Origin of the sequence: Psychrobacter sp. JCM 18902 (assembly GCF_904846615.1) — a bacterium.
GTDB lineage: Bacteria > Pseudomonadota > Gammaproteobacteria > Pseudomonadales > Moraxellaceae > Psychrobacter.
Map to the genome: position 1 here is coordinate 1,554,206 of NZ_CAJHBK010000001.1, position 23,899 is coordinate 1,578,104.

The window sequence follows — 23,899 nt, forward strand, 5'->3', positions numbered from 1 at the left end:
TCGATAAAGCACTACCACCACACTGGATCATCACTCTCATCTATAGGCCGTTTATTGGTTTCGACCGTTACCTTATCTGCTGCTAGCTCCGCGATAAACCGCGATGGCTTGTCAAAATACCCTGAATAACTGGCAAAGTAATCAGGTGCCGTTAGATACAGTCTGCTCTTGGCGCGACTACAAGCAACATAGAATAATTTTCGTTCTTCTTCTAGCTCTTCAAAGTCATCCAAAGAGCGATAGTGCGGCGTGATACCATCGACCAATGAGTTAACAAATACCACTGGCCACTCTAGCCCTTTGGCACTATGAATGGTCGAAATCGTCACTTTATCTGTGTCATTATCCTCTGGTTTATCCATGGCTGCGACCGAATCACTGGGCGGATCGAGTGCCAAATTTTCTAAGAAGTTATCAAGGCTACTGTGTTCTATTGCCAAATTTTTGAGTACACGAAAGTCCTCATTGCGCTCTCGCCAATTTTCTTCAATCGTTTTTAAGACAGGAATATAGAACTCTAAAATATGCTCAATGACTGTATCGACGGATTCCGCCTGATTTGCCTTAGTCAGCGTGTTATATAAAGGCTCAAGCTGTGTACTTTTTTTAGCAAACTTCGCTGTTAGTAGTGGCTCAAAGGAATTATTATCCGCATTAATCGCTTGGGTCAAACGCGTCGCGGTAACTGTCCCCACGCCTTGGAACAAGGTCAAAATACGGTGCCAAGCAATCGTATCATTCGGGTTATAGAGGACTTTGACAAAAGCCAAAACATCTTTGATATGTCGCCTTTCAATGAATTTGATACCGCCCACCACAATGAATGGAATATGACGCTCCATAAACTCTAGCTGGACATAGTTAGACTGAAAAGATGTGCGGCACAGTACCGCAAAATCATTGTAATCATGATCCGATTTTAGCTCGATGATTTTATCGGCGATATATTTCGCTTCTTTCGTCTCATTGCTTAGGCGGCTAAACACTGGCTTATGCCCACTTATCGATGCGCCAGAGTACAATTGTTTTTGATAGCCTAGCGTAATTTGCGCGGACAAAGCATTGATATAATCCAAAACAGCAGGCGTACTGCGATAGTTTTGTTCGAGCTTAATCAGCTTGGCATCGGGATAGGTCTCACCAAACAACAGAATGTTTTCGTAATTGGCACCGCGAAAAGCATAAATACTTTGATTGTCATCACCTACCACCATCAGCGATACCGACTCAGATGCACCAATCAAATCTATCAGCTGCTTTTGCGGGATATTGGTGTCTTGGTACTCGTCAACCATGATGTAGCGATATTGGTTTTGTAGCACTTGGCGAAAGGTATCATTGGTTTTTAAGTGGCGCACGACCTGACTAATAATATCATCAAAGTCGTAGAGATGATTGGCCCGCTTATACTCATGAAAATCGACTGCCAATTGCTCAATAATAGGAATATGTACGGCGATATCAGGATAACTGCTTTCGATTAAATCACGGATATGAATACGTCTATTCCGAGAGCTAGAAATGATATTTTGCAGTGTCTTTTTGCGCGGGAATGCTTGGCTCTTATTTTGCGCGGGATACTTTTTTTCTTTGTGAATTAAGTCGATGGCATCTTCGCTATCGCCCGTGTCTAAAATCGTAAATCGCGGGTTAATGCCCAATAAACCTGAATATTGACGCAGCAGCATATTGCAGAATGAGTGAAAAGTACCACTGGTGATATCGTTGAGCCGTTTATCAGTTGGCAGCTTATCCTTTACCAAGTCTTCATCAGACTGTTTATCAAATAAGGTATTCGCAAGTAAGGTTTTGGCGCGACCTTTGATTTCATTCGCTGCTTTACGCGTAAAAGTCAGTAGCAAGATGCTTTTGGGCGTGACCCCGTTCTCTAATAAATAACTGGTACGGTACGTGAGCGTTTTGGTCTTGCCGGAGCCTGCACCAGCAATGACTAGCACCTTGCCTTCGATAGTTGTGGCTGCTAATAATTGGTCAGGATTTAACTCACGGGCATAGTCTATTTTTAACCCTAATTCACCATTCAGCCTTTCAGTTAACAGCTCAATATTTACAGCATTATTAGCATCGATTAAATTTGCCTCTAGCTTTTTAATTGCCTGCTCAAGTCGTGCCAGCTTAGGCTTAATCTCGATGAAGTTTTGCGGATAATTGTAGTGGCGCGTGTCAAAGATCGTGGGTGTCATTATAGGAATTTGCCTTTCATTTTATTTTAGCGGCCTTTATCAATACGGCGCATTTATACATAGTGGTTTGAAGATTTGACTGAGAGCGCTTGGTGTTCATAATGAAGATTACTCGTACAGTGTAACGAGTCGTAGGCGCTTACCTGTCATACGCCTACAAGCCAAACTATCATTTTATAACACAGCTTACCATAATCGATAAAACAGCAAAATTACCATTCATGACCAAACGCAAAATCTCAGTATACAACACAACAACCTCACCCCTATTCAGGTAAATTTGCTACAATGTGCCCAATTTTGATTTATCATTTAACCAATCTTTATACCAACTGATTTTATTAATATATTGAGAGAATGTTATGGGTTTTAATTGCGGCATCGTCGGCCTACCAAACGTGGGTAAATCTACCTTGTTTAATGCGTTGACCAAAGCGGGAATCGCCGCTGAAAACTTCCCGTTTTGTACCAAAGATCCCAACACAGGTATCGTACCAGTACCTGACCCACGCCTTAAAAAACTGGCTGATATCGTTAAGCCTGAGCGCGTATTGCCAACGACGATGGAGTTTGTGGATATCGCAGGTCTAGTCGCTGGTGCTTCAAAAGGCGAAGGTATGGGCAACCAGTTCCTAGCCAACATTCGTGAGACTGATGCGATTGCGCACGTCGTACGCTGTTTTGATGATGACAACGTCGTCCACGTTGATGGTCGCGTCAGCCCTATTGATGATATCGAAACCATTAATACTGAATTGGCATTGGCAGATTTAGAGGCCGTTGAGCGTGCCATTCACAACCAAACCAAGAAGGCTAAAGGTGGCGACAAAGACGCGCAAGCATTGCTTGATATCTTTAAAAAAGTTGAGCCTTTATTAGCCGAAGGTAAAGCGGCACGCGCAGCGAACCTAGATGCTGATGAGAAAAAACTCATCAGAAGTTATGGTTTAATCACCCTAAAACCAACCATGTATATCGCTAACGTCAGTGAAGATGGCTTTGAAAACAACCCTTACCTTGATGCGGTACGCAACTATGCGACTGGCGAAGATTCTATCGTTATCGCTCTATGCAACCAAATCGAATCTGAAATCGCTCAGCTTGATGAAGACGACAAAAAAGACTTCTTAGCTGAGATGGATATGCTCGAGGCCGGTCTTGATCAAGTCATTCGCGGTGGTTATGATTTGCTAGATATGCAGACTTACTTTACTGCTGGTGTTAAAGAAGTGCGCGCTTGGACGGTTGCAGTTGGCGCAACGGCTCCGCAAGCAGCTGGCGTGATTCATACCGATTTTGAGCGCGGTTTCATTCGTGCCGAAGTCATTGCGTATGATGACTTTATCGAGTATGGCGGTGAAAAAGGCGCAGCTGCCGCTGGCAAATCACGCTTAGAAGGCAAAACCTATATCGTACAAGATGGCGATATCATGCACTTTAGATTTAACGTGTAACGTTAAGCGGTACATCCTGACTGATAGTTAATAAGCCGATGTTGGAAATTCTCCATCATCGGCTTTATTTTATCTTAACATTGTTATATTATAACATATCTTTATTTTACTATTTGAGGACTTATACTGTGACTGACTATTTCTCTTTTTCTAGATTTGCCAGTGTTGCGCTTGTAGGAAGTATCATGACAGGCTCTTTATTGGGCTGTCAGCCTAATGCAGAAAGTGATACGGTAGTATCCGAAGAAGTAACACCCGTAGACGATCACGCTGAACATGCTCATGAAGAGCACGAAGGGCACGATGCTATGGAACAAGGTCATGAAGGACACAATCATGAAAGTCATAGCCACGAGGAAAGCGCGCATGCAGGACACGATCATGCAGAACATGCCAGCAACAGCACACCATTCTCTTGTGAGCCTACTGCTACTATAGGCGTGTCTTACCATGATGATGCTCCATTGCAGACAGTGTACCTACTCATCGATGGTATCGAATACGATTTGACCGCTACCTCTGATAGCGACGCCAGTACTGAAAAAACCATCTATACCAGTGATATCGGCCTAGATGATACCCATGGCATCATATGGCAAGTAAATGGTGACAAAGCAACATTGCTCAATAAAACATTGGACAGCAATGTGGCTATCGAAAAGGAAGAAGTGCTTTTTAACTGCCAGAAATCTTAATGTCGTTCTCTGACTATATATCTGTACCAAGGGCGCTATTTTGCTATGCTAGAGGCTCCCTTGGTTTCGGATGTTTCAATATGCTAAGTACACCAACCTCTTTGCCGTCCCCTACCACACAATGGTCTCATCTCCTCAACTCACAACGTCTTGGTGCTGCCAAAAAGTTTAACGCCAATACAAGTACTCGCTCTCAGTTTCACAAAGACTACGACAGACTGGTATTTTCGCACTCCTTTCGGCAGTTGAATCAAAAAACCCAAGTCCATCCATTAACCAATCAGCTCGGTATCCATACGCGTCTGACTCATTCGCTTGAGGTCTCCTCTATTGGACGCTCTTTAGCAATGATGGCAGCAGAAAAGCTCCATGATAAATTGGCCAGCGGTCTACCAGCAGGCGTATCGCCAGCCGATGTCGGTGTCATTGTACAAGCAGCGTGCCTCGCTCACGATATTGGCAACCCGCCTTTTGGTCATGCGGGAGAGTATGCCATTCGAGATTGGTTTAGGCAACCTGACCCTCAAGCGATATTACAAAATTTAAGTAGCAACGAGCGCTTGGACTTGCTGGCCTACGAAGGTAATGCACAAGGGTTTCGACTGTTGGCGCGTAATGAGCACCATCCTGATAAAGGTGGTATGCGTCTCACTTGTGCAACGCTAGGCGCTTTTATGAAGTATCCGTGGCTTGCCTCTCACAGCAACGATGTCAATGATAAACACCACCATCAAAATGTACAAAAATTTGGCTGCTTTTATAGTGAGTCAGCACAATTAGAAGAGTTGGCAGCCTGTTTGCATTTACCACGTTCAACACAGCACGACGGTTTTGCGCGTCATCCGCTGGCTTATTTACTAGAAGCGGCAGACGATATTTGCTATGCCTTGATAGATTTAGAAGATGGTATCAATCTCAATATGCTGACCTATAGTGAGGTTGCCGCCATATTTTATGAGCTGATTGGTGAGCGCCCTAGCAGTATCAATCTGCCCATACACATGTCTGTCAGGCAGAGCTTAGCGTCATTGCGAGCCCGTGCGATGATGCGCTTGGTCAATACCGTGACCGATGCTTTTGTCGCCAACAGTGATGCATTGCTGGCTGGTACACTGCAAGGCAGTTTATTTGACCACTGTGGTATCAGTGTGCAAAGTGGCATCTTGCAGGCCAAACAGTTGGCACGTGAGAAAATATTCAATCACCCAAGCAAAGTACGTATGGAGCTAATGGCCAATCAATGCTTGCATCGTTTATTAGATGCTTTTATGCCATTGGCTTGGACAGGTAGTAGAGCAACATCTGATCCTCAATCCATGTCCTTTGAGCAGCAGCGCCTACTAATGTTGTTACAGCCACATCTCGATGAGCATCGGCGGGTATTATCAGATAATGTCTATCACAATATCTTAAATATATTGGACTTTATCACTGGGATGAATGATCATGAGGCGTATCGATTGGCACAAGAGTTACAAGGCCATTGGGGTACAATGGTTTAAAAGACCCGTGCCGGTCTAGTAAATTAATACAAGTTGCGTATTTCAGTCGTATTTTTACGCTGAAATGAGTATGATAAACCCTTATTGGACAATTTTGAAATATTATGAGCAGTCGCGAACAAAAGAAACTTCAAACTCGGCACGCCTTTTTTAATGCCGTGCTTGATTTATGTATGACAGGGCAGTCTTTTAGCTCAATCAGCCTCCGGCAAGTAACGCGTGAGGTTGGCGTGGTGCCGACCGCATTTTATCGGCATTTTGATGACATGGAATCGCTTGGTCGAGCATTGGTGGTAGAAGAGCTAGGCGGTACGCTGGCGATCCTAAGCGATAGCTTACAGATTGGTCGCAAACGTAGCTTTGATCGCCAAATTGCTAAGAGCATTCAGCTGTTCTTGTATATGGTCAGTGATCAGCCTTATTACTGGCAATTTTTAGTCAGTGAGCGCTACGGTGGCTCAGAAGCTGTACGCAAAGCCATTAATGAACTTGTCAAAAAACATGCTCAAAGCTTGGCTGATGATTTAGCGCTACAGCCTGCTTTTACTCATATCAATGCCTATGACCGTCGCCTACTGGCTGAAGCTGGGGTAAATATGTTCTTTTCTTGGATTATCGATTGGTTGGAGCTGACTTATACTGAAGACCATGATGATGAAATCGATCTGAATGAGATTGAAGAAAATAAACAGCTGATGCTCCATAATTGCACTCGCCAAGCACAGATGCTGTTTTATGGGGCTTATAACTGGAAATCTACGGAAGAGACGCACTTAGGAGATTAGGTGACGTCAGATATTCTACCTCGGCACTGAGCAAGACTCTTTTTAGGTGGCTCAACGTTAGAAACTGGGTCTAAATGCCCATAAACGCTGTGTCACCACTTTAATTTCTTTGGCTTGTTTATTATTGCCATTCTCATTATTGCCATTATTATTGTTAGACGTGCTGTTATTCGCATTATTCCCTACTGCCGCGCTAGCGTCAGTCGCAATTTTACTAATCAATACGGTTGCAAATCTTTGTCTTTGTTGACCAAGGCTTGCACTATCCGTTGCGGTAATAAGCGCCATAAAGGCTTGGCTATCGACTGCAAGCATTGGTTTTAACGCCTTTCGCTGATCATCATTTAAAACGCTCAACATCGGCAATTTCCATACATCATCGATAGAGGCTAACGCCTGCTTTGCCCGCATATCGACCAATCCCTGCATATGTTGGCTGGTTGCGCCATCTATCAGTGCAGCCAGCAAAACTGGACTGGCCGTATTGACATTAATAGGCACATAATAAGGAACCGCCGTAATATAAGGACGTAGTGCCGCTAGTACTTCAGCATTTACCCCTCGAATCTCTTGCAACTGATCGACACTGACCAATGCTTGATTGGGCAAAGTCTTACTCGCTGAGCCACTTGATTGCTGAGAATAAACCACATTCTCATCACCACCATCTTGATAAACGTCGCTATCCGTATCTTGATAATCAAGAACAGCAATGGCAATATCAGGTTCCAAATTTAATTGTGTCAACAGTCTTTGAAATATGGCTACAGCGGCGCTATCAACCGCGCCATTCTGATATAAATTATTAATATTAAAACGACTGGCTTCATCGCGCACTTCAATACTGATGCTATGATTGGCTAAAAGATAAGGCGGTAGTGGCTGCGCCCAAATGTCTTGCTCACTATCTGTGTCATTCAGCTTATCGTCAGCACGAATCATCGTGATGGCCAATTGCTGACCAGCATTGATATCTTGTGACAGCTGATTTTGATCAAACAATAAGCCGCTACGCCTAATAGCAATCTTTTGACTGGCAAGCATCGCCCCCGCCACCACGGTAATACTGACCACCAATAGTAAGATAGTGAGCAGCGCTACTCCGCGCTGAGAGTTTGCTGTCATTGACTTAAGCCGCCTTTATTATTGACCCAGTGGTACATTTTAAATATTACTTCCTGCATTGTTATTTACATTGTTATTTACATTGCTATTCGGGTCGTCATTATTAGTCTTATCACTACTATCGTTATTGCTACCATTGCCATTATTAGCAGCATTGTTATTGCTTTTATTGGTATTGTTAATTGGTATTGGTTGGGGAGCAAGCGCCCACTGCCAAGTGATGGGCATATCCTGATAAGTAAAATTGACAGCAATGCCTTTGGGCAATAAAGCCACTGCTGGCTTGGCGCTTATGGCATTGGCCATTTGCCCAGAGGTTGTCTTTGTATTGCTATTGCCGTTATTACTACTGTCTGCATCAGGGAATTTGGTGCTCAGTTCAGGTAAATATGCTTGCCAACGCCCTGCGGTGACGCCTTTTAGCAATACACTGTCTAGGCTGATGCTATCGCGCCCACCATCGATGCTGGTATATTGGCGGCGAATTAAACGCTCATCTGCAAAAATGTATTCAATATGCTGGACACTCATGTTACTTTGATAACGTGGATCGGGGTCGGCAAAACGAACAAAGCTGACATGCTCACCATCCAAGCTCATAAAAGGCTCAGGCACTGTTTCATTGGCTTGGGCGCTATTGTTTGTGCTATCACTGGCATTTGTACTGTTATTTGTCACACTGATATTTTGAGTATTTGGTATTTGATAAGGGATAATTTGCCCCATATCTTGCTGTAGCTGCAAATAAGCATATTGCAAAACAGCTAAATTATCAGCATGAAATTGTGCACGTTCTCGGGCGCGGTTGACGCTATCAAACACCTGCCAGCCAGCCACCGCCAGCATCGCAAATATTGCCATGGCAACCATCAATTCAAGTAGCGTAAATCCACGCTGCGACTTCACGGATTGCCTCCAGACTGCCCTGCAATATCAGCGCCCAAACTGCTTAAGTCCAAACTACCAATGTCTTGCTCCGCATTGCTCAATATTACGTTGATATCAGTCACGGCGGTACGCGTCTGTCCATCTATAATGGGTGCGACAGCAATATTCACCTCTTTTAAAGCAGGCGTAATGGCATCACTGACCGTCATCACGACTTGCCAATCACGCCCTTGAGCATTGATTGTTTGTGTGCGATTGGCCGTCAGCCATGTCTCTTGGATACGCAAATCAGCGGCCGTATTCTGTGCGACAAAATGTGCCAATGTACGTGTGCGTAAGACATCCACTGAGCTGAGATAAGCACTACTGGCACGGCTAGCAGCCACAGCAACAACTGCTAAAATCGCTAACGCCACCATTACCTCAATCAGAGTAAAGCCGCTTTCATGCTTTGATAGCATTGGCTTTTTGTTTATGTCAGCAGATATAATGTCATCCTTATCTATCATCAGCTACATCCCTTGTCCGATCGTCATACTACCATCAGGCATAATGGTAATGACCTCGCCCACCAGACGCGAATTGTGCAGCACCTCAATGGTGACAGGCGTTGCTTGCCCTGTACCAAACCATAATATTTGTGGGACTGCTTGATCGGCAAACCAAGGCTGCAATGTTTGCCCCTGTTCAGGCATTGATAGGTTGCCAGCCTCCAAGCTTTGCACCCTTAAACTAACCCCAGCAGGTAACTCCGGCAAACTGACTTCTGGCTCAATCTCCCAGCTAGGCACTGGCTGTTGCTTTCCCATCGCCCCCGACATACCTGTCAGGTCAGCAGACAATTCCATCGAATTTTTAGGCGTGCTGTCCATGCTATTTGACGGGGTATCATTGGTCTGATGGGCAATATAAGGATTTGATAAAGTAACAATCACAGGAGCTACTTGACCTTGTTTATCTGCTTGTAAACTTAAACCCATCGGCTGCATACGCTCAGCAGACAACAACCGTACATAGCTCAGCGAATCCGTTAAATGCTCATAAAAAGCACGGTTTTTACGCGATTCACTACTACCCACCGACAAGCTCATCATGCCAGCAAAGATAGATAGAATAACGACCACCACTACAATTTCGACAAGGGTAAAGCCCTGCTGTGCCTGAGCAAGGCTTGAGGATTTATAAGGGGAAACGTGAGCGTTTCGTACTGGAAAGGATTTATGCTGATAAAACAGAGATAAGAGATATCTATCCGTGTTTTTATATTGCAAATATTGATGACTTAAGTGTGAATAGCAAGTGACCGCTGAGCTGGACGGAATCTTGGCAGTGACCGGCATATTGCACCTATAAACCTATGAGCAGGTTGTGGTATGAAGAATAAAACTATGATTGGGCGCTAAAGCTGGTAAGCATGTATCCATTTTTAGCATGGATGCACCGTGCTGCGATAACGAATATAGCAACACGAATTTAAAAAAATTGGGTTAAAAGACCATAAGTTAAACAAAGATATTAATAACTGGTATTACGGTGCTCTTCTGACTCAGTATCGATTTGCTCGACCAACTCCTGCATATCTTCATCCATCACCTCATCGTCGGCCGCAGGATAATGGCTCGGCAACTCAAGCATTTGCTGAACGAAAGCATAACGTAGGGTATCACGGCGACCCAAATACCGCTGGTAAAAGCTTGAATTTAATAGTCCAGCACCGCCCTGACCCATCGCCCAAATCGAGGACAAATAGTCGCGCGTGCTCAAACTACTGTGCTGCTCTTGTAAATACGCGCTGATAATGTCAATCAAGCGTTTCATACGCTGACGGCGAATATCATATAGCTCACCAAACAAGCGATTGAGACCCGTCACTGATGCCGCCAAACGCTCTTCGATTTGATTGAGCAACATAGCTTTTTGTGGGTTAAATAACTGCTGAAAGATCATACGAGCAACGCCTGCTGATGGACAATCATCAATACGATTAATCTCAAACAGTTGTTCTTCATAGCGGATAATAATACGCAAATATAGTTCATCTTTACTGGAGAAATGCTTATACAGTGTACCTTTAGCCAGATCCAGCTGGTCTGCCAAACTGTCTAAAGTAATATCACCATCGCCTGACTCAAGTAGCAATTGCTCTGCCATCGCTAAGATATTCTCTTCTCGTGCCTTGAACTGATGCTGACGACTCATAATCTCTCCTAAAACCTGACAAGATTAAGCATATGACCATCGTGTGGATGAATGCATCGGCGACAAGCGTATAACATCATACAAAGTCTGCTCGAAAACCACCAAAGGAGATATGCTTATGTTTGCTAAATAGTCATTGATAATCATAGGCTTACGCTCCACATCATAAATACAAATAACGTAAAGCAATAGGACTGTATCATAAATGACTGAGTGGTCATAGCATAACCATTTTAGTGATACTGTGCCAGTAAATTCTCAAAGTTTTTTGCAGTTAATGCCCCAACATCATTGCTACTACAGCCATACATCTCTGCCAGACAACTGGCGACATACGGTACGTAGGCAGGCTCATTCGGTCTACCACGCTTGGGCACCGGTGCTAGATAAGGGCTATCGGTTTCGATAAGCAGTCTATCTCTAGGCATGTTTTTTGCTGCATTTTTAATCATTTGAGCACTCTTAAAGCTAACAATGCCCGAAAATGAGATATAAAACCCTAAGTCAAGTGCACGCTTGGCCGTCTCCCAATCTTCGGTAAAGCAATGAATAATGCCATGTTCAGCGCCTTCTGATTTTAGTATATCAATCGTATCTTCTTTGGCATCACGCATATGAATGACGAGTGGCTTTTTCAGGCTTTGACTGGCATGAATATGGCGAGCAAGACTGGCTTGCTGCTCTTTTTTATTTTCCGTTGACCAGTAATAATCTAATCCTGTCTCCCCAATCGCCCATACATAGTCAGCATCAGCCGTTTCGATCAAACGCTCAACTGTCGCTGATTGCAAGACACTGATATCTTCACAAGGATGAATACCGACACTCATGCCAAGATTTAGCGCCTCATCACCATAAGTGCTGACAATATGAGCAATCTCATCATATTCGGCAAAATCACACATAATCGCCATTGCGCGGGTGACATTAGCAGTTTTCATCGCGTCAATCGCGCCAGACAATTTACCATCATACTTGGTTAAATCTAAGCGATTAAGATGGCAATGGCTATCAGTAAACATAAGTAATCTCGTTATTAAAAATGAATGAATAAAAAATATTGGGTTTAAAACCTTAGAGTATTGATTGCTCCAAAGGCAGCTGTTTTCAAGCAAAGTTTAGCGGTACACTATCAACACGCTCCTCAACCATATTTAAAACAGCCAATCAATCATAAAAGTCATCGCTAGTAAAAACATTACACCTTCTACTCACTTTTCATAAGCCCATCATTATGAACCATAAAAAAACCATCAGCCTTTCTCCGATTATAAAAACATTATTACCCAAACAGCTCTATAAAAAGCGGTTTTTATTACAAGACAAAGGGCTCAATAATCATATCAATATTGCCAAAGATGCACGCATCATTGGCAATTCGACCATTACCATTCGTAAAGGTCATGACAATCAAATTACTATCGGTAAGGGCGGCAAATTTAATCAGTTAAAAATTGACATCAACGGCAATCACAACCAAGTCACGATTGGAGAGCACGTTAAATTCTCGGGGCAATTATTGGTTGTCGGTAATCATCTGCATATTTATATCGGCAATCATACCACCGCTATTGATTGCTATATTTTGGCGCGCGATAAAAGTGTGGCCATTGGTCAATCATGTATGATATCACGTGGTATCGAAATTCGAGCGACTGACGTTCACAAGGTCTATGATATAGACACTAACGCGCGAGTGAATAAGGCACATACAGATGTCAGTTTAGGAGACCATATTTGGATTGCAGCCAATGTGACCATTTCTAAAAACGTCTCTATCGCCAGTGGTTGTATCATTGCAGCAGGGGCATTTGTCAATAAACCAGTTGAGACGCCGAACTGCATGATTGCTGGTACACCAGCCAAAATTATTCGCCAAAATGTACGCTGGGAGCGTTAAAGAGTTAAGTTACAAGGCAACGTTTTACTACAGCGAGCATTGGCTATTTAAAGTCAATGCAATGGCACCACTCGCATTACTTCTTCTATGGTCGTCAGCCCTTCACTAATACGCTTTGCACCCGATAAGCGCAATGGCTGCACACCTTCGCGGTACGCTTGCTGCTTAAGCACATCTAAATTGGCATCGGCGGCGACCAGTTTTTTTAGCTCATTTGACAACGGCATGATCTCGTACAGACCAACGCGACCTTGATAGCCCGTATGGCGACAATGCTCGCAGCCTTGCGCCGTATAAATTTGCGCTGGAGCGGGCGCACGCCAAGGCTGAACCAATTCCTGCCACTGCACAGCAATTTCACTGTCTGGGATCACGTATAGGGCTTTTTTGCAATGCGGACATAACGTTCGTAGCAAACGCTGCGCCATGACGCCTAATATCGTCGCTGAGGTTAAAAACGGCTGAATGCCTAAATCATGCAAGCGAGTAAGTGAGCTTGGTGCATCATTGGTATGCAACGTCGAGAGTACCAAATGTCCAGTGAGTGATGCTTGTACTGCCATATTGGCGGTTTCGGCATCGCGAATCTCACCGACCATAATGATATCTGGGTCTTGGCGCATCAAAGAGCGAATACCGTCTGCAAAGTGCAAATCAACCCCTGGATTGACCTGCATCTGATTGAAAGCTGGTTCAATCATCTCGATAGGATCTTCAATCGTACAAACGTTAACTTGCTCGGTGGCGAGCTGCTTAAGCGTACTGTACAACGTCGTAGTCTTACCTGAACCAGTCGGACCCGTAACCAAGATAATGCCATTTGGATGCGCGGTCAGCTCATGCCAAGTATCGAGCTGCTTACCTGACAAACCAAGCTGAGCAAACGAGCGCACCAGCACTTCAGGATCAAATACCCGCATCACCAGCTTTTCGCCAAAGGCAGTCGGCATCGTCGATAGGCGTAGCTCAGTTTCTAGACCCTTTGGTGTACGGGTTTTCAACCTGCCATCTTGTGGTTTGCGTTTTTCTGCCACATTCAGTCGTCCTAATATTTTAATCCGTGCCGTCACCGCGACAATGATTGCCAATGGCATCTCATAAACAGTATGTAGCACGCCATCGATACGAAAACGGACTTTACCCGTCTCACGGCGAGGCTCTAAATGGATATCACTGGCTCGCTGCTCAAAAGCATATTGCAACAACCAGTCGACAACTCTGACAATATGTTGATCGTTGGCATCAGGGTTGGTATTGTCGCCCAGTTGCAGTAATGCCTCAACATTGGTGACATCAGCCGCCGCCCGCTTGTGGACACTATTTGCTCCTGCAATTGCTTGAGTTACTTGGTAAAACTCTTGGCGGTAGCGATTGATTTGCTCAGGATTGATATAAACCGTACGATAGCTTTTAGACTTGATTAATTTTTCGATACTTGTCTGCCACTCCGTACAAAACGGCTGGTCTGTACCGATGACGACTTCATCATTCGTCACTTCAATGGGCAAAATATGCTGTGAGCGGGCATATTCAAAGGACATCAACTGAGTGACGGCTGGGACATCGACTTTTAACGGATCAATACGGACAAGTGCCATGCCTGCTTTGGCCGCTAACCATTGATTCAACCATACCAAAGTCAATTTGTGCTCAACATTTTTATCCAGTGCATGACCGTTTGGCAGACCAAACTCACTGATGGTCAGGAGTGGATGCTGCGCTTTATCACGGCGGCTCGTCATCACTAAATTGTAGCCACGCTGATCAATCACCTTATCTGCCAATAGTTCATCTAAGCACCAACGTAAATCAATCACGATTGAATATTTCTGAGCAGACATATTTTTCTTCTTTTATTATTGATACGTTATTTATTGAGGAGTGATTGATGGATAATTCATGCGGCAGTAATGGCGTCACTGGACATTATAAGCTCACTTTGACAACAGCCATTATCTGCAATTGCCCTGATTCTATCAACTGGAAGCTCACATCAACAGACTTATAACGCATGACAAACGGCGTATTGATCTCCGCGCGACGATAGGCTGGACGCGGGTCTTGCGCAATTAATGCTTTAATAATCTCGATATCGGAAATAAGCAATTGCTCTTGCATTTGTTGAATAAGCGTCGCTACACTATTATTTTTTGCATGAATAGCTTTCTTATTATTTTTATTCTCAGTCTCAGTCCCATTGTCATTGTCATTTTTATCGCATCGTCCAGCGTCAACCAACGTCATAAATTGCTCGTAAGCAGACTCCGTAATAATTATCTCTAATAAATCTGGCGCAGTTGGCGCAAACCCGCTTTTTGCATTGCTGAGCGCATCGCTATAAGCGACATAGGGCTTAATATCGATAATCGGCGTACCATCTATCATATCCGCACCGCTAATAATAAGTAACACGCGCCCATCACAAACCTCGATACTTTCAAGCTTGACGACAGATAACCCAAGCGCTGAGGGTCGATACATACTGCGACTGGCGAATACCCCTATTTTTTGATTGCCACCGAGCCTTGGTGGGCGGACTTGCGCACGAAAGCCAGTGCCGCCTTTGCCAATATGAGTGTCTTTATTGGTATAGTTATGATGAAACTGCCAACTGATCCAGATATGGCTGAACGCGTCTAAACCGGCAAATGCTGCTGGCGAGTCATAAGGCGCTATCATCTCAATGATACTGGTGAGCGCAACCAAATTCGGCTGGCGTGGCGCACCAAATTTCTGTGATAGCGGCGCACGATGGTAGCCAATCATTGGCGCATGGTGGTAACCCGCCAAAGAGATATTATCATCGGACATCATGTTTCTCCAAAAAACCGTTCAATAGTAAGCATCTGCTTTTATGAGTGCGTTTAGCGCATATTATCCAGTGATACAAAATTACTCACTAACGATATTCCATTTTATCATGCCGCATCGTCGCTGCCAGACGGATTTTTATTTTAAATTTTGGTATTATGAGCCATAAATTCGATGAGAGCCTTTATTTTTCAACCCTTATAAGCCATCTACAGCAACAGCCATTGTCGTGATGTTACAGGTGACAGATTAAATCATATCTATCCTTAGACTTTATCAGTCCCTCTCCTGATTTTAAATGCTCAATAAGGTGTTAGAATATCGCCCCATAACATTGGTTAAAACATCGGCTATGCTACTTACTTTGCGTGACAGAGGTTTTAAACGATTGGCTGTTCCAATAGTGATTGAAAATTTACTACCCTTCTATACCCTTTTTCATTGAAAATTTTAATTTAACACTCATTTAAACTTAATAAAACCGATAGCAACTTATTAACGAGGACTTTATGTCAAAACTTCGCACCGAAACGGTCACAGAGGTTCATCACTGGAATGACGCTCTATTTAGCATCAAGACAACTCGCGACGATGGCCTGCGCTTTCGTAATGGCGAATTTGCGATGATCGGAATCGTTGTCGATGGCAGACCGCTATTGCGCGCTTATTCGATTGCTAGCCCGAACTACGAAGATCACTTAGAATTCTTTTCTATCAAAGTTCAAGATGGCCCATTAACCTCGCGCTTGCAGCATATCAAAGTCGGTGACGAGCTGTTGGTCAGCAAAAAACCAACGGGAACTTTGGTACTAGATGATTTACTGCCTGGCAAAAACCTTTATATGCTCTCTACAGGCACTGGACTGGCGCCATTTTTATCGTTGGCACGTGATCCTGAAGTCTATGAACGCTTTGAAAAAATCATCTTGGTACATGGTGTGCGCCATGTCGATGATTTGGCGTATCGTGATATGTTTGAAAATGAGTTACCTAACGACGAGATCTTTGGTGAATGGTACCGTGAAAAATTCATCTACTACCCAACAGTGACTCGTGAGGATTTCAAAAATCAAGGTCGCGTGACTGACTTAATGACCTCAGGAAAGCTCTTTGAAGACATTGGCTTACCACCGATGAATAAAGAAGACGACCGTGTCATGATCTGCGGTAGCATGCCATTTAATGCTGAAGTTTCAGCGATTTTGGACGATTTTGGTTTGACCGTTTCACCACGCATGGGTGTCCAAGCAGATTATACCGTTGAACGTGCTTTTGTAGGTTAAACCATTTTTTTGATTTAATTGAAAATTATATCAAATAATTCTTGACGGATAAAAATAGGCTGCTATAATACGCAGCCTATACAGAGTTAACCCTGTAGCCCAATTCGATAATATCTATCTAATAGACCTTATCTTCTAACATGCCAGTGTGATGGAATTGGTAGACATGACGGATTCAAAATCCGTTGCCTAATAAGCGTGTCGGTTCGAGTCCGACCACTGGTACCAATATTAGTAACAAATCAGCCTCCTCATTAGGAGGTTTTTTTGTGCCGGTAATATTATTGCTATACTTACTTCTCTATTTCAGATTGCAGCACCGCAATTATCTTAATGGGCACAGCAAACTCCCACGGCATACCAGCATTACAATAAAAATGTCCGTCACGAAATGACACGATATAAGCCGTAAAATCATTACCACAATGATCCATCATTGCTTGCTCATCACTATCATCACAAACCGCACACCATACTTTTTTATCGCCGCGTGCTAGCATCGCTCTTGTTAAATCGCTCCCTTTTAGTTCATTATTCATCATCAGCTCCTTAGTCATTCTAAACTCTCTACTATCAAGTCCTTAAAGAGTTAATTTTACCAAAAATCCATTTTCGATCTTGGCATGAGCGATAAGCAATGTCTTTTTTACATGGTCATAGAGGCACACAAGGCATTACTTATTGTTTTACAGTCATCCATTAGCGCGGATACTATATTGTAAAACACCAGAATCAAAACTGTAACATCTAAATGTGAGATTTATGACAAACGGTGAGCTTGATACGACAGGTGGTGCAAGAGTACAAATGAGTTTGATTTACAGTAGACCTAAACAGTTTAATAGCAAAAATATGTTTGCTAAATACGATTTTTTTGAATTAATACTACTGTTTATCATTAACTAACTCTATGATATATAAGATTTATGACATATAAAATTATTCATATACTGTTGCTAGCGTCCTGCTAACCTAGCAAAGGAGTCTATCGATAAATTTAAATTTTGATACTCAATCAAAGCGCTTGAATCAGGTAAAATAGTGAGTATGACAACTTCTATAAATGCTAGCCCCCGTAAAATCATTCATATAGACATGGATGCTTTTTATGCCAGTGTGGAGCAGCGTGACTTTCCTGAACTGCGCGGTAAGCCACTGGTGGTTGGTGGCGATCCAAGTGGTCGCGGTGTGGTCGCAGCAGCCAGCTATGAAGTACGTAAATTTGGTGTACGCTCTGCCATGTCTTGTTATGAGGCGCGTAAACGTTGCCCAGAAGTCATTTTTGTTAGGCCACGCTTTGAGGTTTATCGCGCAGTTAGTAGCGATATCCGCCAGATTATGTACCGCTTAACGCCACATGTTGAACCATTGTCTCTAGATGAGGCGTATCTCGATGTTACAGGGCTCCAAGTCCATAAAGGCTCAGCGACCTTGATGGCGAACTGGCTAAGGGCACAAATACTAGCGCATACTGGATTAACGGCCTCAGCAGGTGTGTCGTTTAACAAGATGCTGGCTAAAATTGCCTCTGATATCAATAAGCCCAATGGTACGGCAATTATCACGCCGGCGGACGCTGATGTTTTTATCAGTACGCTACCTATCGAGCGCTTTCATGGTATTGGTAAAGCCACTGCCAAGCGCTTACATGCGATGGGTGTAAGTACTGGCGCGGATCTCAAGCGAATGCAAGCGGCTGTCTTGGTGCAGGAGTTCGGCAAGCGTGGACAGTTTTATCACGATATTGCCCATGGGCGTGATGAGCGTGCTGTCAAATCTGAGCGCGCGCATAAATCTGTGGGTTCTGAGACCACATTCAAAGACAATCTAAGTAATAACCATGAATTACGTATACAAATTTATGAACAGAATGCCGATGCCTTTCATCAACTACAACAAAAACAGTTGGTCGCCTATACCATTACTTTAAAAGTTAAATACGCAGACTTCACTCAAATCACCCGCTCACACACGCTATCGACTGCCTTTAACAGTGCTGATTCTGCCCATTATTGGTTGGACAAACTGTTTTTAGACATTCCTCGTGAGCTACCTATCCGCTTAGTCGGTGTTACTTTCTCTTCATTAACACCTGCCACCCAATTGTTGCCGCAGTTAAATTTGTTTGAATAACATACTGACGCTCATTGCTTTTGTTAATTATTCATTCTAACAATTAATGGTTTAGGCTATTTAATATACAAACCGTTTTGTGCGCATGAGTCGTTACTAAACTGTCCTTTCATGACATCGTTTCTGCTACAATTACGCCAAAATTTACATTCATTTAAAGATTAATTATGACCGATTTTCACACTGTAGATTCTACTACTGCCGCCTCAATTGATGCCGAAAAAAACAACAATGATTTGAATTATTTGAGCGTCGATGACTATGATTATGAGCTGCCAGATAGCCTGATTGCACGCTATCCTCTCTCACAGCGTTCTGCCTCAAAACTTTTGTATTTGCCCGCCAATAATCAAAAAGACCCTGCGCTTGTAGAAGATCGCTTATTCACTGAGTTACCTGAGTTATTAAATGAGGGTGATTTGATTGTATTTAATGATACAAAGGTGATGAAAGCACGTCTTTTTGGACAAAAGGATACTGGCGGTAAGCTTGAAGTATTGATTGAACGTTTGGTTGATATCTCAGATTTAGAGACAGCGACTTTATATGTAGAGGCTGCAAATGACAAAGCCGTGAATCAAGAACATATTGCACTTTGCCATGTTAAAGCCAGTAAAGCGCTCAAACTTGGACAACACTTGCAGCTTGCTGACGGTCATATGAAGGCGGTGATGATTGGTCGTCAAGACAACTTATTTATTTTAGCGTTTGATGCGCCGATCTTGCCGCATTTAGAGCTTTATGGTGAGCTGCCTATTCCCCCCTACTTTGAACGCCATGCGGATGAGACAGACAATACTCGTTATCAAACGGTCTTTCATGATCCAACCAAGCTTGCGAGTGTGGCTGCACCGACTGCAAGCTTACACTTTGATGAATCGGTACTGAGCAAACTTGCGGCAAAAGGTATTCGTACGGCTTTTGTGACTTTACACGTTGGCGCTGGTACATTTGCGCCAGTAAAAACGGACAACCTGCTCAATCACACCATGCATAGTGAATATGCACATTTACCACAAGCAACCGCTGAGCTCATCAACCAAACCCATGCGAATGGTAAACAAGTCATCGCTATTGGCACCACGGTCACACGCGTGCTCGAAACGGCATATCAAAAAACAGCCGTTAATGGGCAGCCTCTCTCCAGCTGGTCAGGTGATACCGATATATTCATTTACCCAGGGTTTAAGTTTGGTGTGATAGATCGACTATTGACCAATTTCCATTTACCCAAATCAACGTTATTAATGCTGGTGTCGGCATTTTCGGGTAAAGATGCCATTGAGCATGCTTATCAACATGCGATTAAAGAACACTATCGCTTCTTTAGTTATGGCGATGCAATGCTGCTCGACAGAAAGCCGTATTGAACAATACTTAAACATTTTTTGTATTGTCCACAACAGTTGTGAAATAAACTGGTAAACTAAATGGTATTTTGTTATAACAGCACAGATAACTTATATCTTAAAGGTCTGCACATGTCTTGTCATTTATCTCATCGGTTGACTACGGTACATCGCGCGGTCTCGATGGCACTACTTTGTTCCGTAGGCTATGCGGCTCTCGTATCGAGTGCACAAGCTGCAACGATTGGCAAGACTGTTGTGACCTCTGCCCAGCATGAGCCGCTAGCTGCGAGCATTGTGGTCAGTGATATTCGAGCCGCTGACTTTTCAGCAAGTTTGGCAAACTCTACTATTTATCAGCAAATGGGCTTAGCCCAAACTGATTCGATGACCGTACGCTTTAAACCTACCTCAGCGACCAGCGGTCAAGTATTTATTACTACTTCACAACCTGTATCTACACCTTTTGCTGATGTGGTTTTGAACATAAATGATAAGGGTCAACGCAACGTCATTCCCAAGACATTGTTGATGCCGCTCAATAGCCGTTTGCCCATTGACACGCCTAAAAATATCGTTACTGGCGCAAAAAAACCGAATCTACCCAGTGTGTCCTCTAATACGGCTAAACCGTTGACTGTTAGAGAAGGTGCACCGCCGCCATTAACATTATCGCCCATACTAGCGACTACTCACTCGTCAACGAGCGAGTTGGTGGCGTCTAAATTGCCAGCACCTAATATCCAAGCACCTACAACGACTCCTACCTCGCAAGGCAACAATCTTGCTTATGCGCCTAGCCGGCTAGATAACGGTCGTTTAAACAACGTTAACACTACTCTTAACGCTAACGACAATGCTCGTAATCCAACCAGTCGATTAGACAATGGTCGCTTGAGTGCAAATGGCAACGTTACCACAATGGGTAACAGCAATATCGACCTCAATTCTGCTAAGAATGTAGCGAATGATACAGCCCTAGTCAATAACAAGACCATGCCAATAGATAATAGTCTATCAGCGACAACTATCACTGATAAACAGCTCGATATTCTGAATATTCAAGTCACTCGCCAGATACAGCCGAGTAGCAAATCAGAAGCTGGCATGATGACTGCTTCTCCTATTATGCCAACGCCGAGTGACAACAAAGCAAGTACACCAAAAGCCAGTCTTGGCACCAGCAATACGGCTGTCGCCACTGTCCCATCTAGTGTCACCAACAACGCCTCTATCAGTACGGCTGCCAGCACTACTACTGCGTCCCAATATCAAGTACAGCGCAATGATAGTCTATGGGTTATTGCACAGCAAATTGCGCAAGAAAATGACTTAGACATTCAAACAGTAATGAAGCAGATTCAGACGCAAAACCCTGATGCCTTTATTAATAAAGACGCGGGTCAACTCAAAGCAGATGCCAAGCTTAGCTTGCCCAGTTACGATGTTGTACCATCACAACAAAAACTAGAAGCGGCGATTGAGGCGCAAAGACAATATAGCCGCAGAGCAAACACACCTGTGGTAAAAAAGGCCGCAAAAGCACCCTCTAAAAAACCGTCTGAAACAAATCAAGTCGCTAAACAGCGTAAAAAACCCATGATTACTAAAACACAAACGCTGCCAAAAGCACAATTTTCAGTGCTCGCACCTGGCCGTAATGGCAACGCAGATGGCACCCAAGCAACATCAGCAGCGGCAACAGGCAATGGTCTCAGCACAGATATATTAGCCACGCTCAAGGCCTCAAGGCAAAGTACAGCAGCTCAAGCTCAGCAGCTGTCAAAAACCAGCAGTGCACTTGATAGCTATACAAGAAAAATTCAATTACAAAACCAAAAACTGGCTGAGCTCCAAGCTCGTCTCAAAAAATTACGCAATCAATAATTGCCTAACTGATCAACGCAGTGTGCTGTGATCATAGGCGTGGGAGTAACTATGGACAATATGCTATATATCATCGCCGGATTGGTACTTATTCTAATAGTAGCCGGTTTACTATTGTACAAAAAGAAAGCGCAAAAGCCCTCAGCGCAGCCGGGCATGAGTACCGCTACGCCAGCTGCGATGCCAAAAACGGATCACAAAACTCCTGCCCAAAGCCACAAAGATGATGACAATAAGTTTGATCATATTACGATTGCCCAGCGCTTCATGGATCAACAGCGTTATGACAAAGCTATTGAAACCCTCAGTCGCGGCCTAAGCGAAAAACCGAATGATGGTCAATTATCTGTTAAATTACTCAGCATTTACGCGACTATTAATCAGCCAGAGAACTTTAACAAAGTTTATGATGCCATCAAGACGCAAAACGACTCAAAAAGTCTTGCGCTAGCTGATGAGTTAAAAGCTTTATTTTCGGAAGAGCAGAATCAAGTCGCAGCAAAAGAGGCACCCGTAGAAGATAATAGCCATTTTGAAAGCATAGATTTTGACTTACCGATTAATCAAATTGATAGTAAGAACGCGCTATCTGATCAGCCAGCAACCTCTGAAGACAACCGTAGTACGCTGATAGATGACAGCATGTCTAATTCGGCAGTAACAAACACATCTTATGAGTCCAGTCTTACTAGCGACAATGTAGAAGATAACTTTGATCTTACGCTGAGTGATTTAGAGAGTAATATTAGCGCATCTGAGGCGACTGATACGGCGCCAGTCACATCACCATTAGAGATGATGGACGATGAAAGCCTGAACACTGCCAATATCGACAGAACTGATAATGATGTCGCGGTGTCCGCAGAAGATAATGATCTTAGTGATCTTAGTGATTTTGACTTCAGCTTTGATTCATCTGAAGAAACTGATGCGCAGGCAACGGATTCTGTCATTCCAGACCGCCCTGATAGTATCAACGATGAAATGACGCTAGAAGATGACGCGTTCATTTTAGACTTTGATGATCTAGCAACTGATGTCGATAAAGGTGTTGACGAAACTGCTGAAGCATTGTCTATCAACACTGTCCAAAATGACGAAGAAAATGATTTCACTTTGTCTTTAGACAGTCTCGATGCACCAAACAACATAGAAACATTAACAGAAAGCGAAGCGCCTGTACTTGAAGAAAATAGTGATACTGATAACTTCATTATTGAAGAAGATCGTTTTGAAACTGAGAGCTTTGAAACTGAAGGCTTTGAAAATATTAATCTCGAAGCACAATCGCTTGATAATAATGATTCAGAATATGCTCTTGCTGAAGAATCTAGTGTTACACCGACAGCCCCGTTGCTATTCGATGATAACTCTTTATTAGACAATGAATTCGATACTCACTCTTCAACAGCACTCAGCCCAGTTGCTCCAATTGAGGACGAGTCTACCCTTACCGCCGAAGATGCTGCTGAAACAGCAGAAGACTTCTCCTCGCGCTTTGCGGCTGACTTTGACTTTGTCAAATCATTAGATAGCACTCAAGTTACGCTAGATTTGGCAGGCCAATATTTACAATTGGGTGAATACGACAGTGCCAAACGCTTATTGAATGAGGTATCAATTCAGGGCACTAGCGAGCAACAGAACCAAGCAAAAGTATTACTAGATCGTACTGCGTAAAAGC

Annotated in this window: 20 protein-coding genes and 1 tRNA gene; 11 read left to right on the plus strand and 10 right to left on the minus strand. The window is 43.5% G+C overall.

Annotated features, from left to right (window positions below; translation table 11 throughout):
* Positions 1 to 11: 11 nt before the first annotated feature.
* Positions 12 to 2,204: an ATP-dependent helicase gene (locus tag JMY05_RS06330; RefSeq protein WP_201614530.1), complete on the minus strand. Its 2,193-nt coding sequence runs from the start codon at positions 2,202 to 2,204 to the stop codon at positions 12 to 14.
* 362 nt (positions 2,205 to 2,566) lie between these two features.
* Between JMY05_RS06330 and ychF the strand changes: the two genes are divergently transcribed.
* The 4 genes from ychF (at position 2,567) to JMY05_RS06350 (ending at position 6,640) form a co-directional block, all read left to right on the plus strand.
* Positions 2,567 to 3,658 carry a redox-regulated ATPase YchF gene (gene ychF / locus JMY05_RS06335; RefSeq protein WP_045446876.1) on the plus strand — a complete coding sequence of 364 codons (1,092 nt, stop codon included), beginning with the start codon at positions 2,567 to 2,569 and terminating at the stop codon, positions 3,656 to 3,658.
* Between the two features lie 185 nt (positions 3,659 to 3,843).
* On the plus strand, positions 3,844 to 4,353 hold the full coding sequence (locus JMY05_RS13965) for a hypothetical protein (protein ID WP_201614532.1): 510 nt from the start codon (positions 3,844 to 3,846) through the stop codon (positions 4,351 to 4,353).
* 80 nt (positions 4,354 to 4,433) lie between these two features.
* Positions 4,434 to 5,855: a deoxyguanosinetriphosphate triphosphohydrolase gene (locus JMY05_RS06345; RefSeq protein ID WP_201614534.1), complete on the plus strand. Its 1,422-nt coding sequence runs from the start codon at positions 4,434 to 4,436 to the stop codon at positions 5,853 to 5,855.
* Positions 5,856 to 5,959: 104 nt separating this feature from the next.
* Positions 5,960 to 6,640 (plus strand): TetR family transcriptional regulator, encoded by a 681-nt coding sequence (locus tag JMY05_RS06350; protein ID WP_045446867.1) that lies wholly within the window; start codon positions 5,960 to 5,962, stop codon positions 6,638 to 6,640.
* 57 nt (positions 6,641 to 6,697) lie between these two features.
* On the opposite strand, the gene gspK is transcribed toward JMY05_RS06350, so the two are convergent.
* The 6 genes from gspK to JMY05_RS06380 all read right to left on the minus strand — a co-directional run bounded on the left by gspK (position 6,698) and on the right by JMY05_RS06380 (position 11,874).
* Positions 6,698 to 7,765, minus strand: a complete 1,068-nt coding sequence (gspK, locus tag JMY05_RS06355) for a type II secretion system minor pseudopilin GspK (RefSeq protein ID WP_201614536.1) — start codon at positions 7,763 to 7,765, stop codon at positions 6,698 to 6,700.
* A 39-nt stretch (positions 7,766 to 7,804) separates the two neighbouring features.
* Positions 7,805 to 8,671, minus strand: a complete 867-nt coding sequence (gene gspJ / locus JMY05_RS06360) for a type II secretion system minor pseudopilin GspJ (RefSeq protein WP_045446863.1) — start codon at positions 8,669 to 8,671, stop codon at positions 7,805 to 7,807.
* Positions 8,668 to 9,162 (minus strand): type II secretion system minor pseudopilin GspI, encoded by a 495-nt coding sequence (gspI, locus tag JMY05_RS06365; protein WP_045446860.1) that lies wholly within the window; start codon positions 9,160 to 9,162, stop codon positions 8,668 to 8,670. The genes gspJ and gspI overlap by 4 nt, the downstream gene beginning before the upstream one ends.
* Before the next feature lie 3 nt (positions 9,163 to 9,165).
* On the minus strand, positions 9,166 to 9,993 hold the full coding sequence (locus tag JMY05_RS06370; RefSeq protein ID WP_227678122.1) for a prepilin-type N-terminal cleavage/methylation domain-containing protein: 828 nt from the start codon (positions 9,991 to 9,993) through the stop codon (positions 9,166 to 9,168).
* A gap of 175 nt (positions 9,994 to 10,168) precedes the next feature.
* Entirely contained in the window at positions 10,169 to 10,852 is a 684-nt protein-coding gene (locus tag JMY05_RS06375; protein WP_045446854.1) for a TetR/AcrR family transcriptional regulator, read from the minus strand.
* 233 nt (positions 10,853 to 11,085) lie between these two features.
* Complete coding sequence (locus tag JMY05_RS06380; RefSeq protein WP_045446851.1) at positions 11,086 to 11,874, minus strand: TatD family hydrolase; 789 nt, start codon at positions 11,872 to 11,874, stop codon at positions 11,086 to 11,088.
* A gap of 212 nt (positions 11,875 to 12,086) precedes the next feature.
* Between JMY05_RS06380 and JMY05_RS06385 the strand changes: the two genes are divergently transcribed.
* Positions 12,087 to 12,752 carry an acyltransferase gene (locus JMY05_RS06385; protein WP_045446848.1) on the plus strand — a complete coding sequence of 222 codons (666 nt, stop codon included), beginning with the start codon at positions 12,087 to 12,089 and terminating at the stop codon, positions 12,750 to 12,752.
* A gap of 53 nt (positions 12,753 to 12,805) precedes the next feature.
* On the opposite strand, the gene JMY05_RS06390 is transcribed toward JMY05_RS06385, so the two are convergent.
* Together JMY05_RS06390 and tsaA are read right to left on the minus strand one after the other, a co-directional pair.
* Entirely contained in the window at positions 12,806 to 14,593 is a 1,788-nt protein-coding gene (locus tag JMY05_RS06390; protein WP_201614538.1) for a GspE/PulE family protein, read from the minus strand.
* An 85-nt stretch (positions 14,594 to 14,678) separates the two neighbouring features.
* On the minus strand, positions 14,679 to 15,563 hold the full coding sequence (tsaA, locus tag JMY05_RS06395; protein ID WP_201615366.1) for a tRNA (N6-threonylcarbamoyladenosine(37)-N6)-methyltransferase TrmO: 885 nt from the start codon (positions 15,561 to 15,563) through the stop codon (positions 14,679 to 14,681).
* A 509-nt stretch (positions 15,564 to 16,072) separates the two neighbouring features.
* Here tsaA and JMY05_RS06400 point away from each other — a divergent pair.
* A complete protein-coding gene (locus JMY05_RS06400) occupies positions 16,073 to 16,846 on the plus strand; it encodes a ferredoxin--NADP reductase (protein ID WP_045446845.1) in 774 nt (257 codons plus the stop codon).
* Between the two features lie 142 nt (positions 16,847 to 16,988).
* Positions 16,989 to 17,074, plus strand: a tRNA-Leu gene (locus tag JMY05_RS06405).
* A 65-nt stretch (positions 17,075 to 17,139) separates the two neighbouring features.
* Here JMY05_RS06405 and JMY05_RS06410 read toward each other — a convergent pair.
* Entirely contained in the window at positions 17,140 to 17,385 is a 246-nt protein-coding gene (locus JMY05_RS06410) for a hypothetical protein (protein WP_045446843.1), read from the minus strand.
* A 508-nt stretch (positions 17,386 to 17,893) separates the two neighbouring features.
* On the opposite strand from JMY05_RS06410, the gene dinB reads away from it, so the two are divergent.
* From dinB to JMY05_RS06430, 4 genes are all read left to right on the plus strand, one after another.
* Entirely contained in the window at positions 17,894 to 18,979 is a 1,086-nt protein-coding gene (dinB, locus tag JMY05_RS06415) for a DNA polymerase IV (protein WP_045446840.1), read from the plus strand.
* 167 nt (positions 18,980 to 19,146) lie between these two features.
* Positions 19,147 to 20,349, plus strand: a complete 1,203-nt coding sequence (queA, locus tag JMY05_RS06420) for a tRNA preQ1(34) S-adenosylmethionine ribosyltransferase-isomerase QueA (RefSeq protein ID WP_045446837.1) — start codon at positions 19,147 to 19,149, stop codon at positions 20,347 to 20,349.
* Positions 20,350 to 20,460: 111 nt separating this feature from the next.
* On the plus strand, positions 20,461 to 22,215 hold the full coding sequence (locus JMY05_RS06425; protein WP_045446834.1) for a FimV family protein: 1,755 nt from the start codon (positions 20,461 to 20,463) through the stop codon (positions 22,213 to 22,215).
* Positions 22,216 to 22,266: 51 nt separating this feature from the next.
* A complete protein-coding gene (locus tag JMY05_RS06430) occupies positions 22,267 to 23,895 on the plus strand; it encodes a FimV/HubP family polar landmark protein (protein ID WP_201614540.1) in 1,629 nt (542 codons plus the stop codon).
* Positions 23,896 to 23,899 lie beyond the last annotated feature (4 nt).

Bases quoted from the DNA above. Each gene is read 5' to 3' on its own strand.
- JMY05_RS13965 (WP_201614532.1), top strand. From the start codon at position 3,844: ATGACAGGCTCTTTATTGGGCTGTCAGCCTAATGCAGAAAGTGATACG.
- JMY05_RS06430 (WP_201614540.1), top strand. From the start codon at position 22,267: ATGGACAATATGCTATATATCATCGCCGGATTGGTACTTATTCTAATA.
- JMY05_RS06375 (WP_045446854.1), bottom strand. From the start codon at position 10,852: ATGAGTCGTCAGCATCAGTTCAAGGCACGAGAAGAGAATATCTTAGCG.
- tsaA (WP_201615366.1), bottom strand. From the start codon at position 15,563: ATGTCCGATGATAATATCTCTTTGGCGGGTTACCACCATGCGCCAATG.
- dinB (WP_045446840.1), top strand. From the start codon at position 17,894: ATGACAACTTCTATAAATGCTAGCCCCCGTAAAATCATTCATATAGAC.
- JMY05_RS06345 (WP_201614534.1), top strand. From the start codon at position 4,434: ATGCTAAGTACACCAACCTCTTTGCCGTCCCCTACCACACAATGGTCT.
- JMY05_RS06350 (WP_045446867.1), top strand. From the start codon at position 5,960: ATGAGCAGTCGCGAACAAAAGAAACTTCAAACTCGGCACGCCTTTTTT.
- JMY05_RS06330 (WP_201614530.1), bottom strand. From the start codon at position 2,204: ATGACACCCACGATCTTTGACACGCGCCACTACAATTATCCGCAAAAC.
- JMY05_RS06425 (WP_045446834.1), top strand. From the start codon at position 20,461: ATGTCTTGTCATTTATCTCATCGGTTGACTACGGTACATCGCGCGGTC.
- gspI (WP_045446860.1), bottom strand. From the start codon at position 9,162: ATGATAGATAAGGATGACATTATATCTGCTGACATAAACAAAAAGCCA.
- JMY05_RS06400 (WP_045446845.1), top strand. From the start codon at position 16,073: ATGTCAAAACTTCGCACCGAAACGGTCACAGAGGTTCATCACTGGAAT.
- JMY05_RS06390 (WP_201614538.1), bottom strand. From the start codon at position 14,593: ATGTCTGCTCAGAAATATTCAATCGTGATTGATTTACGTTGGTGCTTA.
- JMY05_RS06370 (WP_227678122.1), bottom strand. From the start codon at position 9,993: ATGCCGGTCACTGCCAAGATTCCGTCCAGCTCAGCGGTCACTTGCTAT.
- JMY05_RS06385 (WP_045446848.1), top strand. From the start codon at position 12,087: ATGAACCATAAAAAAACCATCAGCCTTTCTCCGATTATAAAAACATTA.
- gspK (WP_201614536.1), bottom strand. From the start codon at position 7,765: ATGACAGCAAACTCTCAGCGCGGAGTAGCGCTGCTCACTATCTTACTA.
- ychF (WP_045446876.1), top strand. From the start codon at position 2,567: ATGGGTTTTAATTGCGGCATCGTCGGCCTACCAAACGTGGGTAAATCT.
- queA (WP_045446837.1), top strand. From the start codon at position 19,147: ATGACCGATTTTCACACTGTAGATTCTACTACTGCCGCCTCAATTGAT.
- JMY05_RS06380 (WP_045446851.1), bottom strand. From the start codon at position 11,874: ATGTTTACTGATAGCCATTGCCATCTTAATCGCTTAGATTTAACCAAG.
- JMY05_RS06410 (WP_045446843.1), bottom strand. From the start codon at position 17,385: ATGAATAATGAACTAAAAGGGAGCGATTTAACAAGAGCGATGCTAGCA.